17 protein-coding genes are annotated in these 14,131 nt (G+C 40.8%); 11 read left to right on the top strand and 6 right to left on the bottom strand.

Annotated features, from left to right (window positions below):
- Positions 1 to 19: 19 nt before the first annotated feature.
- Positions 20 to 526 (bottom strand): hypothetical protein, encoded by a 507-nt coding sequence (locus tag MR764_RS08645; protein WP_247979014.1) that lies wholly within the window; start codon positions 524 to 526, stop codon positions 20 to 22.
- Positions 527 to 781: 255 nt separating this feature from the next.
- On the opposite strand from MR764_RS08645, the gene MR764_RS08640 reads away from it, so the two are divergent.
- Positions 782 to 1,606 (top strand): SDR family oxidoreductase, encoded by an 825-nt coding sequence (locus MR764_RS08640; protein ID WP_247979013.1) that lies wholly within the window; start codon positions 782 to 784, stop codon positions 1,604 to 1,606.
- 56 nt (positions 1,607 to 1,662) lie between these two features.
- Here the strand turns inward: MR764_RS08640 and MR764_RS08635 are convergent, their stop codons facing one another.
- A complete protein-coding gene (locus MR764_RS08635) occupies positions 1,663 to 2,685 on the bottom strand; it encodes a glycoside hydrolase family 88 protein (protein ID WP_247979012.1) in 1,023 nt (340 codons plus the stop codon).
- Between the two features lie 696 nt (positions 2,686 to 3,381).
- On the opposite strand from MR764_RS08635, the gene MR764_RS08630 reads away from it, so the two are divergent.
- Positions 3,382 to 3,774, top strand: a complete 393-nt coding sequence (locus tag MR764_RS08630) for a group 1 truncated hemoglobin (protein WP_247979011.1) — start codon at positions 3,382 to 3,384, stop codon at positions 3,772 to 3,774.
- 24 nt (positions 3,775 to 3,798) lie between these two features.
- On the top strand, positions 3,799 to 4,338 hold the full coding sequence (locus tag MR764_RS08625) for a CHRD domain-containing protein (RefSeq protein WP_247979010.1): 540 nt from the start codon (positions 3,799 to 3,801) through the stop codon (positions 4,336 to 4,338).
- Between the two features lie 90 nt (positions 4,339 to 4,428).
- Here the strand turns inward: MR764_RS08625 and ssb are convergent, their stop codons facing one another.
- The gene (ssb, locus tag MR764_RS08620; protein WP_247979009.1) at positions 4,429 to 4,770 is read right to left on the bottom strand and encodes a single-stranded DNA-binding protein; all 342 of its coding nucleotides are present in this window, start codon (positions 4,768 to 4,770) and stop codon (positions 4,429 to 4,431) included.
- 257 nt (positions 4,771 to 5,027) lie between these two features.
- On the opposite strand from ssb, the gene MR764_RS08615 reads away from it, so the two are divergent.
- The 6 genes from MR764_RS08615 to MR764_RS08590 all read left to right on the top strand — a co-directional run bounded on the left by MR764_RS08615 (position 5,028) and on the right by MR764_RS08590 (position 8,646).
- On the top strand, positions 5,028 to 5,426 hold the full coding sequence (locus MR764_RS08615; RefSeq protein ID WP_247979008.1) for an NUDIX domain-containing protein: 399 nt from the start codon (positions 5,028 to 5,030) through the stop codon (positions 5,424 to 5,426).
- Positions 5,427 to 5,583: 157 nt separating this feature from the next.
- Positions 5,584 to 6,294 (top strand): hypothetical protein, encoded by a 711-nt coding sequence (locus MR764_RS08610; protein ID WP_247979007.1) that lies wholly within the window; start codon positions 5,584 to 5,586, stop codon positions 6,292 to 6,294.
- A complete protein-coding gene (locus tag MR764_RS08605) occupies positions 6,275 to 7,378 on the top strand; it encodes a DUF4185 domain-containing protein (RefSeq protein ID WP_247979006.1) in 1,104 nt (367 codons plus the stop codon). Before MR764_RS08610 ends, MR764_RS08605 begins: the two co-directional genes overlap by 20 nt.
- 50 nt (positions 7,379 to 7,428) lie before the next feature.
- Entirely contained in the window at positions 7,429 to 7,620 is a 192-nt protein-coding gene (locus tag MR764_RS08600; RefSeq protein ID WP_247979005.1) for a hypothetical protein, read from the top strand.
- A 16-nt stretch (positions 7,621 to 7,636) separates the two neighbouring features.
- The gene (locus MR764_RS08595; RefSeq protein WP_247979004.1) at positions 7,637 to 7,996 is read left to right on the top strand and encodes a hypothetical protein; all 360 of its coding nucleotides are present in this window, start codon (positions 7,637 to 7,639) and stop codon (positions 7,994 to 7,996) included.
- 29 nt (positions 7,997 to 8,025) lie between these two features.
- A complete protein-coding gene (locus MR764_RS08590) occupies positions 8,026 to 8,646 on the top strand; it encodes an NUDIX hydrolase (RefSeq protein ID WP_247979003.1) in 621 nt (206 codons plus the stop codon).
- A gap of 3 nt (positions 8,647 to 8,649) precedes the next feature.
- Here the strand turns inward: MR764_RS08590 and MR764_RS08585 are convergent, their stop codons facing one another.
- The gene (locus MR764_RS08585; protein WP_247979002.1) at positions 8,650 to 9,789 is read right to left on the bottom strand and encodes a 6-bladed beta-propeller; all 1,140 of its coding nucleotides are present in this window, start codon (positions 9,787 to 9,789) and stop codon (positions 8,650 to 8,652) included.
- A 164-nt stretch (positions 9,790 to 9,953) separates the two neighbouring features.
- On the opposite strand from MR764_RS08585, the gene MR764_RS08580 reads away from it, so the two are divergent.
- Positions 9,954 to 10,340: a hypothetical protein gene (locus MR764_RS08580; protein WP_247979001.1), complete on the top strand. Its 387-nt coding sequence runs from the start codon at positions 9,954 to 9,956 to the stop codon at positions 10,338 to 10,340.
- 170 nt (positions 10,341 to 10,510) lie between these two features.
- Here MR764_RS08580 and MR764_RS08575 read toward each other — a convergent pair whose 3' ends face one another.
- Positions 10,511 to 11,617: a glycoside hydrolase family 88 protein gene (locus MR764_RS08575; RefSeq protein ID WP_247979000.1), complete on the bottom strand. Its 1,107-nt coding sequence runs from the start codon at positions 11,615 to 11,617 to the stop codon at positions 10,511 to 10,513.
- A 240-nt stretch (positions 11,618 to 11,857) separates the two neighbouring features.
- Here MR764_RS08575 and MR764_RS08570 point away from each other — a divergent pair, with 240 nt between their 5' ends.
- Positions 11,858 to 12,094, top strand: a complete 237-nt coding sequence (locus tag MR764_RS08570) for a hypothetical protein (RefSeq protein ID WP_247978999.1) — start codon at positions 11,858 to 11,860, stop codon at positions 12,092 to 12,094.
- 263 nt (positions 12,095 to 12,357) lie between these two features.
- Here the strand turns inward: MR764_RS08570 and MR764_RS08565 are convergent, their stop codons facing one another.
- A complete protein-coding gene (locus MR764_RS08565; RefSeq protein WP_247978998.1) occupies positions 12,358 to 14,121 on the bottom strand; it encodes an ABC transporter ATP-binding protein in 1,764 nt (587 codons plus the stop codon).
- Positions 14,122 to 14,131 lie beyond the last annotated feature (10 nt).

Raw genomic sequence — 14,131 nt, 5'->3', positions numbered from 1 at the left:
TCCTTCTCTTCCGCCTGCTTTAAATAAAAACCATAAGCAGAGCGAAAACCAATCCTCCTATGGCCACTAAAATCCCTTTCTTTAAAACTTTGGCCGTTTTTACATACATAAAAAACGCTGATAGCGAAAAGAACAATAATGCGGCGCCAAAAAATATGTTCAGGTAAAATAAACGGCTGTTGGTAGTGGCTTTATGCAGTCGTTCCAGTTTTTGAAGAACAAGCGGCAGTTGCTTCACGGTATAGTTGGCAACTCCTGTATTTTTATTGTAAGTCCCTTCTGCAAAAGTGATTTCATCAACGGTCTCCTTGGTTACTTTAAAATTCCGGATCGCCAACGCTCTTCCCAGTTCTCCTTCAGGCAAGTTTGGCTTTAATTCTTTGGTAATATTGTTTTCAATTTTAAAATAGTTGGTCGTACGAAAAATCATGATGGTCCCGCTGATGGCGTAAATGCTCATTATCCCTGCCAGAAAAAATCCTAAGTACCTGTGATAAACTCTGACTTTTGCCTGAATCTTACTCATTTCATTAAATTTTAATCGTTGTTTCTAATTCTCTGAATCTCCCTTTTCTCAAGAATACTCTAAAAGACATCCTTTAGGGACGAAAGTTTAACCTTGATCCAAAGTTTCTATCATTTATTAAAATAATTGCCTACAGGTTAAGTTTTGATACGGCAATGCCAGACAGAAAACAACTGAAACGGGATTTCCCAAACCGACACAATTGACATTCGCCCATTTATTTTGTAAATTGAATGAAAACCTACATACACTGCCATGAAAGAATTTTGTTTAATTACCGGGGCAGCAAGCGGCATTGGGTATGAATTTGCCCGCATATTTGCAGATCAGGATTATAACCTGGTACTGGTCGATCTTAACGCAACAAAGCTTTCGGAAATAAAAAACGACTTTGAAGAAAAGTACCACTGCAGGATTGAAAACATGATTATTAATCTTACTGATCCTCAAGCTGCACAAAAAATCTATGAAACCACGAAAAGCCAAGGAATCAAAATACAGGTATTGGTTAACAACGCAGGGTTTGGTGTTTTTGGCAGTTTTTATGAAGCCGATCAGCGCCGTCAGCTTGATCTTTTACAGCTCAGCGTAACAACTACTACACAACTTACACATCTCTTTCTGAAAGACATGATTAACCGGAACTCTGGCAAAATTCTGAATGTTTCATCTATTGCCGCCTTTCAGCCGGGGCCATTTATGGCAGTTTATTACGCCTCGAAAGCCTATCTCCTCCATTTTGGGATGGCACTTGCCAACGAACTCAAAGACACAAATATAACGGTAACCACACTTTGCCCGGGCGTTACCAAGACTAATTTTCAACGTTCAAACGGTAATCTTTTACCCAAATTCGGAGTGTTTAGTGCCAGTCCCGAAAAGGTGGCCGGCTATGGATATATTTCATTGATGCGCGGAAAACCGCTGGCCATTCCGTGTTTTTACAACCGGGTTATCGCGGCTTTGCACCGTTTTATGCCGCTTCGTTCGGCAACCCAGCTCTCCCGCCTTATTCAAACTACAAATCGGAATGAGGAACTGGTCACGTCTGAATGGAGAGAACGTCGGGTAATACATTAACTCCTTATGATTCTTTCAGTGCAATAAAATCTGATGTTAATAGTTGAATGATCAAATTACTGAACCATTTTGAAAACCTCAGAGCCTGCCAACAAAAAGCAACCAAGCCCGTAATCTTCAAAATCGGGCATGCTGGTATAAGTAACCGGCTGACCATCCGAGGGTTGTTTTCCGGTTCCCTGCACATAGCCCAGAAATCCGTCTTTGTGCAGAGCTTCTTTAATAATCGCATTCCAGGCCTTAAAAATAACAGGTTCAAATTTCTCACTTTCTACCAGTCCGTTATTAACTGCCCAGGCCATTCCGTAAACAAACAGAGCCGTGCCGCTGGTTTCTTTTCCTCCAAAATTTTCAGAATCATGTAAACTGACATTCCAAAATCCATCCTCTCGTTGTAAGGGAACCAATGCATCAAGCATGGCAAGCAGTGTTTCTTCATATTCGGTGCGGTGCCGATCGTCGGGCAAAATATCGAGTACTCGTACCAAAGCAGCCACCACCCAGCCATTTCCACGCGACCAGTAGCAATCTTCTCCATTGGGTTCTTTATAGGGAGGTAAGAAATCTTTGTCGCGCCACCATAATCGGTCGTTTGGATTCCACAGACCTTGCCGGACTTTCGTATCCATGTACATTGCGTACATCCTTTCCGAATAAGCCGTATCGCCGGTAAGCGCCGTTAGCTTCGCAAATACGGGCATTGCCATTTGTAGGGCATCAATCCAGTCCCAATCATCGATTTTATCTGTTGCCATCATCGAATCAACCGAAGCCTTAATATCGATTATTCTCTCCTCTTGCTGTTCGATATTATACAAATCGATATAGGTTTGCCCGCAGCATTGATTGTCTCCATTACGTGTTGCAACATAACCATCGCGCAATCCCCAGCGATGTTCTTCTCCCCACGAAACGGCATAATCGTAAAATTCAGGTTTCGGATCAATGGAATAGAGTGCCATCAATCCTTCGTAATAAACCGCGCGTGTCCATATATTACTGGGGCGTTCTCTGTTCGTTATAATGCTTTTCCCGGTATCGGGCCATTTTTGCATAAAATAGGCGTTCGCCAGTTTCATTTTTGTCAGTACATCTTCTTGGGTCGGAGTTTCTGTTCCTGAGAATTGACATGATCCGAAAAAAATCAAAAGGTTTAGAATACAAAGATTTAGCTTTTTCATGTGGTATTGATTCGTTAATGATTATTAGTTAGGCATATACAACCTGTTTTAGCGCTTAATAACTTTTGAAAAGTGCATCAACTTTCGAAAATATCCCAAACCGAAAAGAAACGGATTCTGGTAAATATCCTTCTTCGTGAAAATACAAAAAATGAGTCGCTTTCACTTAGAAGTTATTACTAAGTGTGCGATATAAAGCTTTCTATACGTTGATCACTCTTAGACCAATATTTTTTTGAATCTACCTGTTTAGCATATTATTTATTAGAAGCGACATCCACTTTAACTCTCTTTAAAATCCAGGTTTATTCCCAAAATACTTTTGAGACAAATTCTTTGTATTTACAAACTAACTGTATTTGCTACAATATAACACTTGGAGGTATTTTATTGCTACTGTATTGTTTATTAATTCATTATAGCCTAAATTTAATCAAGAAGAAGGTCTTTTATCTTTCAAAAAACCAAATTTACACTCTGTTTTTTAGTGTTCTGTGACTTAATTGGAAATATTTCCTCTTAGGAAAGGTTCAGTAGCTATCGCACGGATATATTTCTGACCGTTTTAAAACAATAATTCTAATTACCAGGAAAATGAGAGAAGATCAAAGGGAAGTGAAATCGTTGTATGAACGATTGGGGGGTATCGCAGGAATAACCGCCATTGTCGATGACATCGTTGAAAACCACATGACAAATCCGGCTGTAAACGCGCGATTTCTGCCCTTAAAAGACAGTCCTGAACATTTTTCAGAAGTAAGGCAACATCTGATTCACTTTCTGGCAGCTGGCAGCGGCGGTCCCCAGGAGTATAAGGGGAAAGATATGCTCTCCTCGCACAAAGGGATGAACATCAGCCAGGGAGAATACATGCACGTGATCGACGACATTATGAAAGCGCTGGGGAAAAATAATATCGACGAAGAAACCCGGAAAGATGTGCTGGCCATTGCCTACGCCTTAAAAACTGATATTGTTGGAGTTTAACGATCCTTTTAAAACAAAATAACCATGAAAACATTAAAATTTACATTCTTGCTTATTTGCATTTACGCAATGGTATCCTGCGAAAAAAGTGATCTGACAAGCGATCTGCAGGATGAGGTACAGCTCAAAAGTGCACAAAAGGTGCTGAATTTCAGGGCTCACCTTTCGGGCGAAAACGAAGTTCCTGCGGTTTGGACCGATGCCAGCGGGCAGGCTATTTTTCAATTGAACAAGGAAGGTACTGAACTGTCGTATAAACTCATTGTCGACAGTATTGAAAACGTGTTGATGTCTCACATCCATTTTGCTCCTGCAGGACAAAATGGTCCGGTAGTGGTATGGCTTTACCCGTCATCCGCACCACCGGTTTTAATCCCGGGAATGACCAGCGGAATACTTGCTGAGGGCGTTATTACCGATGCCAACCTCGCAGGAATTACCTTAATGGACCTTATCGATACCATTTATGCCGGAGGTGCGTATGTGAATGTTCATACTTCCCAAAACAGAGGTGGAGAAATAAGAGGACAGATCAAAGGGAATATGCCGGGAGGTCCGAATTAATCAGAACGTTGTTCAGGTTTAGTTGAGGATAAATCTGAAAAGCAGGGAAGCATAGGCTCCCTGCTTTTTTAAATGCTGAACACGAATAAACTAAATTGCGGACTTATCCAGCATCAACATTTGATTGATGACGATTTCGGTAATGTACTGCTTATCGCCGTTTTTATCTTCATACGTCCGGTTGGTCAATTTTCCCTCGATCGAAATCTCCGATCCTTTTTTCAGGTATTTCTCTGCAATTTCAGCCTGCTTGCCCCAGGCTACCAATCGGTGCCAGATGGTTTCGCTGCGTTTTTCACCGTTACTGTCGCGATAAATTTCGTTGGTTGCTATGTTGAAATTAGCAACTGTTTTCCCGCCGTCGAGCTTTCTAACTTTTGGATCTTCTCCCAAATGACCGAGAAGCCTGACGCTGTTTCTTAATGCATTCATGATGTGTAATTTTTAGTTAATACTGTGGAGCCGTTTCTTGCTTCGGTCTCCGTAAACGAAATGCTGAAACAAAGCTAGTTAGACTAAAGTGGCTTATTCGGTAGTTAAACATTTGTAAACGACAATAAACGATTACAAGCGTTTACAAACGGATATAATTTTGTATTTTAGCACTTTAACAAAGCACAAAAGTTTCTAAATAAAACAGGTGAAGTGTATTAACATACCGTAATGCATTTGACTATACCTATCAGAAAATGAAAGAAGTTGATAAAATAGCGTTTATTGAAACAAAAAATGGACAAATTTTAAGCACAAAATCTAAAGGAAAATCAAAATACTATATTCCAGGAGGTAAAAGAGAATTGGGAGAAACCGACGAGCAGACTCTTGAAAGAGAAGTATTGGAGGAATTAGACGTGCGAATAAAAAATGAGACAATTAAATATGTCGGAACTTTCAAAGCTCAATCTGACGGAGCAAAAGAAGGTGTATTAGTTAAAATGACTTGTTACAAGGCAGAATACGATGGAATTTTAAGTCCAAAAAGTGAAATCGAAGAAATAAGATGGCTGAATTATAAGGACCTGAACATCATATCTGAAGTAGACAAAAAAATATTTTTATTTCTTAAAGAAAATGGCGAACTGAAATAAAAACGCATTACAGCATTGTATAAGTGTAATGCGGGCTAAAGTGACAACCCAAAGTAAATGAATATTAAAAAATATATAGGCAAAGTTGAAAGTATAGGCATTATAACCCAGCACTACACTTAAACTTTACAGCTAAAAATTAGATCACTACAAATAAATGAAATACATAAAACAAAATAAAAACTGGAACGCAGAGCCGAATGCGCCGCGACTTGCAATTTCACAGTCGGAGAACTGGCTGGAGTTATCCTTTCTTTTGAATTCGTTTACATTTGAGCATATTGACGAAGGCGAAACGGGAAAACTGGCGTTTTTTGAGGCATATGCTTACCGCCTGGATTCTACAAACGACGAAGCTTACCAACAGGGAAAGTTTCGATTCAAAAATAGCCAGTTGCCATGGGGCGAATTTTACGAACTGATTGATTCGAAAGGAGATCGCGATTTTCCGGCCGATAAAATTGTTGTGGATGAGTCGGTCAGCAAAAAGAAAATCCGGCATTTTATTTTCTTTCTGCGCGATGGCATCTTTGAATGTCTGGCTAACGATTTTAAATTCAGCTTTATTCACGATACAAGCGATATTCTGGAAGAGAAATACCCCAAAGGCTACCTAAATCATTATATCGCCATGTTTGCATCGGTGTTTGACAAACCTTCTGTCGACAATTTTAAAACCTACACCGATTTATACCTGCAGATGGAAAGCAAAAAGGAATTTGCAGATTTAAAGAATGAACTGAAAAACATAAAACGAAACAATGATTTGAATCTATACCTGAAATACGCCAACGATTTTCAGCTGGCTGACTTTGGAAGAAAACAACTCGATGATATGATCAAAGTGATTGAAAACTACAAAGTATAAAACAGGTGCCGAACTGACTATGATTAAAACACTTCTATATATCGTTTTGACATTTCCCATGATTTTGCAGGCGCAGGAAATGAAAACAACGGTGAAGGAAATGGACAACGCGTTTTTTAAACAAGACCCATATTGGAGAGGTGCCGACGGTGCTGCCACTGTTGCGTTGGATTCGGGTAAAGTTTTGTGGCTTTTCAGCGACACTTTTATCGACCAAAGCGGAAGCGGGAAAAGAACCAAGTCGAAATTTATGATCCGAAACAGCATTGCCATCCAGTATTCCGACTCGGCAAATGCAAAACTCAACTTTTTTTACAAGGGAAGCAGCAGGAAACCCGACGATTTTTTTAGAATCCCCGGCAAAAACTGGTTCTGGACAGGTCATGGGAGAATGTTGAAAGACAAACTTCTGATTTTTCTGATGGAACAAACAGCCACCAGCACCGGTATGGGATTTGAATCGGTGGACTGGTACCTTGCAATTATTGACAATCCGAACGACAGCCCGGCTGATTGGAAAATAAATTATTCCAAAGGCCCGGAAACGTTTGGGGTGATTGTTGGCTCGTCGGCCGTGCTCAGCGACGAAAATTACCTTTATGCTTTTGGCGTAAAAGAACCTGCCACACACGAAACCTATTTACTTCGGTTTGAGATCAGAAAAATCATCAATGGTGACTTATCGTCGCCCGAATGGTGGGTAAACAATACCTGGAGTCAAACGCTCACTGAAGAGCCTAAATTATCTTCGTTATTTATTGGACAAACCGAGTTTTCGGTTCATTACGATCCAAAATTGAGGCAGTTCATACAAATACAAACTTTCGGGTTTGGGAAAGCATCGCTTGGTTACCGATTGGCGGATCAGTTAACTGGGCCATGGTCGGAACCGGTTATGTTCTTCACCCCGGTATTAAAAGATGAAAAAGAGTTTGTTTATACAGCAAATGCACATCCCGAAATTCGTTCCAATGAGATACTTGTAACCTACAACATTAACAATGGAGATTTTGGAAAACTGCTAAACAATGAGGATATTTATTTTCCGAAAATTATTAAAGTCAGTACTGAGAAGGTTCGTTAGCAGCATGCCTACCACCAAAAAAAACTCGAATTAAACCCAAAACAATAACCATGCAAACCATTTTAGAAGCGAGAGGAACAATTGGAGTTGAGTTGGTAAAAGCGCTAACGGACTGTACCAATCAGATTCGTTGGGCAAGTCAAAATCCTGCGAAAAATGGAAAAGAATTCAATATTACGCCAACGTCTTATGCTGAAGAAATCAAACAAATCATTCAGAACGATTATTCAAAAATAACTTAACCGGAACAACACTGCCATGGAAGAACGAAAATGCCTCGAATGTGGAGAAGCTCTGAAAGGGAGAGCCGACCAGAAATTTTGCAACGACCTGTGCAGAAACGCATACAACAACAAAAAGCTGGGGAAATCGTCGAATTACATGCGGAAAATCAACAGGCTTTTAAAAAAGAACCACATCATTTTGCGTGAACTTAATCCGGAAGATAAAACCACAACCTTTCGGAGTACGCTCGAAAAACTGGGTTTTGAATTTGATTACCATACCCACATGTACACTACCCGTACAGGCCGTATTTATTATTTTGTGTACGATCAGGGGTATTCTGAACTTGATAACAACAAATTTGTATTGGTCAAAAAAGAAGACATTCTGTAAAAGCCAAATGAATACTGAAAACACTTTGAATGGACACTTACTATTTTGAAAAAATAAAACGCCTGCATGCACTTGCCGAAATCGGGCTTGAATATTCTGAAACCGACTACGATATTGAACGCTATCAGGAGATCCGGGAGATTAGCCTCGATTTACTGGCAAAAATGACCGATGTTCCGGTGGAAAAGATCATCCCGGTAATTGAGGAGAAAAACGGTTACCGCACTCCCAAAGTTGATGTTCGTGCTGTGGTTTTCAATGAAAAAGATCAAATCCTGCTAATTCAGGAAAAAGAGGATAATTGTTGGGCTTTACCTGGTGGCTGGACTGATATTGCCTACAGTCCGGGTGAAGTAGCCGTTAAAGAATGCAGGGAAGAAGCCGGGCTTGAGGTCAGAGCGTCCAGGCTGCTGGCCCTGATGGACAAACAAAAGCAGGAAATGCCGCCAGCTTTTGAGTATGTGTACAAAATCTTTATGCTGTGCGAGAAAGTTGGAGATCAAATCTCAACCGGCTCAGAAACCATCGATGTTGGTTGGTTCGACGAAGACAAGTTACCGGAACTCTCCCTTCCCCGGAACAATGAAAAGCAAATTAAAATGATGTTTGAATTTCACCGCGGCCAACGAACAGAACCATATTTTGACTAAAATCTAACGAAGCTTACATCTAAGCAATACCGGATTTCCGCTGTCAACAATTTTCTTTTGGAGCTGATCGAAGCCTTTTACCTTTTTATTCGAAATAGTATGCCCGCTAATTTTATAGGCGCTGATAGGAATCAGAAGTTCATCTTTCTCGGTCAGGTAGGCTACTTTGTCCCAAACTCCTCCGTCAATATCATTTACTCCGTGCGAGAAATAACGGGATTCCCAATTCGTTTTGTTGATAATTGCCGTTGTAGCGGCTGAACCCACCCAATAATCGAGATAAATATAATTCCGGCTTTCCTGGTAATTTTTTACCTCGATGTGTTCGATGTCGTGCATGTAACGCAAAGCCTTTCCTTCTTCCAACGCAGCAATATTTTTCCATGCCTGTGCGAGTGTTGGCAACCCGTCGCCTTGCAGTGCATATACCGGAACGAGTTTTGAATTGTGCCAGGTAAAAATCGTATCGTTTACCGTCGTATAAACATGTTCCTGGTCTTTACCCAAAGCAACTGCATTGGAATAAAGCATCCGGCGCAAACGCTCGTTTGAAACCCCTGCAATCCGGCTTAAATTTTTTGAAGGATAAGAGCTAACAACATGTTCAGTATCTGTTTCATTCACCACCACAAACTTTTGGCCGCTGGCAAAAAAGGATGTTCCCTGCATGATTGAACGATCCAACAACTGGATATATTTTCCGTCCTTCCCTACTTCATGAATACCATTGGAAGCAAGAATCGCGTACCCCTTTCCAAAACCAATAATATCATAAGGTTCCTTTATTTTTGAGCTAATTCCTCCGGACAACTCAACAATGAAATCTCCGTTTTTTGAAAAACGCATAAAACTGCTATTTCCCGTCATTCTGCGCTTGATCAGAAATTCACCGCCTATTTCTTTTACGTCTTCAATCTCTCCTACCTCAATGCCGGCTTCCATCACTTTCAACTCCACATAGTCGACCTTTTCGACAAAGCTGGAAATGGGAAGTATATCTTTCGATTCTTTTAGAACGATAGATCTCAACCCTTCGTTAACGATTTCTGATGATGTACAAGCTGCTAATATAACGGTCGTTATCAGCAGCACAATTTGCGATAATTTCTTCATTTCCTGTCCCGAACACAATTCTGGTGCCAAAGTAAGTGCATTCCGATGAATAAGTCGGCCGAACGAAACAACTTTTAACATTAAAAGCCGGCAATACAAAAAGAAATTTGGCTTTTTATTTGGAGTTTTCACCAAAGGATTTCAATTTTGAACAAAAACAGACATTTACCAAAACTATTGAAATTCTATCACTTATGAAGAAACTTATCGTATTTGCCATTATTGTTATGGCACTCGCATCAATGTCCTTTTCTACCGAATCGGCTGGTCATAAAAACCTGATCGGAAACTGGAAATATAAAGTAACCACAGCTCCTCCCGGCCTGGACAGTGGATGGATCAAAATTTCGGAAAAAGAAGGGAAACTCGTTGGACAAATTGAAGCTGTCGATGGCACCAAAATGGAAATGAAAAACATCAGTTTCGAAAAAGAGGAACTGAAGTTTGGTGTTTATGTGGAATACGACTATGTGAGTATTAAAGCCAAAGTGAAGGGAAAAGAACTGACAGGAACGGTTGCTTCGCCCGAAGGAGAAATGCAGATTACTGCACAAAAAGAAGTCAAAGCAGCAAGCAAATAAAAGGGGCTGTCCAAGAAGTCAGTAAAATCATGTTCACGCAAAGACACAAAAGAAGCGCAAAGGTCGCAGATTACTAATAATCAGCTTCTCTCTTTGCGTGCTTTTAAGTAAATCTTGGCGCGCTTTGCGTGACATTTACTTTTTGGACAAGCCCTTTCATATCTTTTAATCTATCTCTTTAATTTTATGACTTCGCTGCCCGCCAACAAAAAGGCTCCGGTGCCATATACTTCCCAGCTTTCGGCTTTGAAATTTTTCTTTGGATCCGCCCCTATCGGTTGACACCAACCCACGTGCCCGTCGGGTTGAATCAATCCGTTTAGTCCAATCCAGGCTTTTTCAACTGCGGGTAAATATTTTTCAGCTTCGAGCAAGCCATTGTTGATTCCCCAGGCCAATGCATAAATATAAAAACCAGATCCGCTGGCTTCGCCTCCGGGATATGAATCAGGATCGAGTAAACTGGCCCGCCATAATCCGTCTTCCTGTTGCAAAGCCAGAATGCTTTCGGCCATTTCTTTGAAATTTTTCACATAGAAATCTCTGTTTGGATAGTCTTGAGGCAATTCGGAAAGCACCCGTACCAAACCTCCCATTACCCATCCGTTGCCACGCGACCAGAAAATTTTCTTACCGTTCGCTTCCTTTTTTGTCTCAATTCCGGGCTCATTCCACTTGTACGACATGTCGCGGGCGTAAAGATGGTACTCCTCGTCCCACAGTAAATCGTAGCATTCTTTCCAAAGTTTGTCGGTTGCTTCCAAATATTTTGGGTCATTAAAAGTGATCCCCATTTTTACAAAAGCCGGTGGAGCCATAAATAAAGCATCGCACCACCACCAGGTAATTTTATGTATGCCCTTGCTTTCATACGGTGTATCCATAAATCTGGCAAAAGTTTCCTGAAAAGGCTCAATCATTTTCTTTTCTCCCGACACACGGTACATATTGATGTAGGTCTGACAAATGGCATGATCGTCGGCATGTTGTAAACGAGGACCCGGTTTCCATTCGTTAGCCTCTCCCATTTCGTACATGGCCTTCCAAATTTTCGGAGACTCTGTTGTTTGATATGCCGCAAAAACACCGGCATAAAAAGCCCCATTCGTCCAGTCATGCAAGTTATGTTTCGGATGTTCTAACTGCCAGTCGAGGGCTTTTTTCATCGTTTTTTTGATGTACGAATCCTTAAAATATTTTTCGTTGTTTTTTGTGCCTGCAACCGTTGTACTAGCAATCAGCAGAGAAATGATTAGTGTTGAAATTAGTCTGTTCATTGATTCAGTATTTTTTAACAAAAATAGGTATCCGGCCGAGGTATGCAAATTTATTCACGATGGACAAAGCTCTTCGGAAAAACATTCAAGACTTTGTTGTACCACTCCTACTCCACCTCGCTTTCTATCAAAAATTAATGATCAGAATCTCAATCGATCGTCGATTTAAACACTTTTGCATCTTATTGTATTCTATTCAAATACACCGTAACTTTAATCTAGTAATCCAAACTTAATGTCATGAAAAGCTTACCGTTAGTATTGGATTTAACTCCCCAGATTAGTATCCCGCCACTGACTGCCAACTCTGTTACAAATTTTATCAGCGTTCATTATTTAGCGATCATTCTCTCTTTCCTGGGCATTATTGCAGCTGCAATGATTTGCTACTTCGCCTGTTCTTATCTGCTTATGTTTTGGAATCAGTACATGGGAATTGATGATAAGCTGGAATTAGTCGCCGAAAACGATTTTTAAGGTTTAAAGTTGTACCAGTACCATGGGGATTAAATATCCGGAGAAAAATAAATCATGATTCTCAGGAATCAGCAACAGACATGAAAGTAAAGATACATACTCCTATCCGGGATTTGTTTTCAATTTTTAATGCAGAACACCCAATGTAGAATTCCCAATATCCAATTTTCCGGATTTTGTTGAATATTTCACATTCAAAATTGAGAATTGGACATTTTAAAAATTGACTTACAGAAAAAAATGTCTTAGAAAATAACTGTTGACTAACTTGCCATTTTCCCTTTCATCAACATATCTACAGCCTCCTGCAACGACCCAGCACGGGTCACTTTCCCGGTATTCACAAAATAAATTACATCGGCATTGGCAATGGTATTTAACCGATGTGCGATGATCACCTTTGTAGTGGTTTCCGGTAATTTTTGAAGAATCTCATCCAGCAGCTGTTCGGTTACCGTGTCGATATTGGCAGTGGCTTCATCCAAAATCAATAAATCGGGTTTCCGAAGCACAGCGCGCATAAAGGCAATCAATTGTTTCTGCCCCAAACTAACGCCATCGCCCGAAACATCAACTTTAGTATCCAGACCGTTTTCAAAACGTTGCAGTAGACTTTCCAGCCCCGTGTCCTTGAAAATCTGCTTCAGACGCTCGTTGCTGATGTCTTTTAATTCGCTGTTTCCGTACAATATATTTTCACGGATGGTGCCGCTAAACAGAAAAGGATCCTGCAAAATAAAGCCAATTCGTTTTACGCGTTCTTCCGGGCTAAAGGATCTGATATCCTCGCCATTGAGCAGTACCTGCCCTTTGGTAGGATCGTAAAGCCGGGCAATCAATGAAGCCGTTGTTGTTTTTCCTCCTCCGGTAGGCCCTACAAATGCGTAAGTTTTTCCTTTTCTCAAATCGAAGCTAATCTGATGCAACACCTTGTTCCCGTTCGGGTACGAAAATGAAACGTCGCGGAACGACAACAAGGTAGCCGACTCATCAACACCTTCCGAATCGGTTTTGGGCAGGTTACTTTCCAACTCGATAATCCGGCGAATGCGTTCCCATGCAGCCAGCGCTACCTGGTAAGTCGACCACAACGAGGCCATCTGGCGAAGCGGATTGTAAAAAAAGTTTACATACGCGATAAAGCTGATCAGTAATCCTACGCTAAACTGACCAATGGAAATAAAATAAATCCCGAGGGTTAAAACAATCAGTAAACCAAGATTTGAAAACAAAGAGTAAACCGGCAAAAAAATATTATTGGCTACACCGGCTTTAGTTGCCGCACGGTAATTCTCCTCATTCACCTGTGCAAAGCGTTTTCTGAAATAATCGCGCCGGTTAAAGGCCACTACTACTTTAAAGTTATTCAGGCTTTCCTGCACCTCAGAACTCAGGCTTCCGGTAGTCTTTAAACTCTCAGCATTCTTTCGCTTCACCCAGGGTGAAATAATTTTGGTGAAGATCCAGATCAAGAGCGCCGGAACAAGTGCAGCCACGCCAAGTTCCCATTGGATCGAAACCAAAAAAACAGCCGATCCTGTCATGATCAATATCGTTCTGAGAAACTGCATCAGCGATTGCGCAAAGAACTGGTTAATCTTTTCAGTGTCGTTGTTAATTCGCGATATCAGGTCGCCGGTTTTATTTTGGTTGAAAAAATCGTAGGGCAATTCCTGCAATTTCTGAAATACCGAATTCCGAAGTGTAAACAACATCCTCTGCCCTACCGATCCCATCAGCCGGGTTTGGATATAGCCGGCAAACAAGGCCACAACATAAGCTCCGAGTAAAATCGCTCCGTTGATCAGCACACCATGAAACCGACTGGTTTGAATGTAATTGTCTATAGTATTCCCGATAATGATAGGGCCAACCAAATTCAGAAGGGCTGTAATGACCATCGCAACAAAAGCTACGAGAAGCGTTTTCTTCTCTTCCACCATGTGGCTCACCAGGCTTTTGATCGATTTCAAGCCCGGCTTTTTCTTCTTCTTTTCGTCGTTCCCTGTATTTAGATTGTAATTCATTTTACATTAA

Origin of the sequence: Maribellus sp. YY47, from assembly GCF_023111095.1 — a bacterium.
Taxonomy (GTDB): domain Bacteria; phylum Bacteroidota; class Bacteroidia; order Bacteroidales; family Prolixibacteraceae; genus Draconibacterium.
This window is presented reverse-complemented; position numbering and strand designations above follow the sequence as displayed.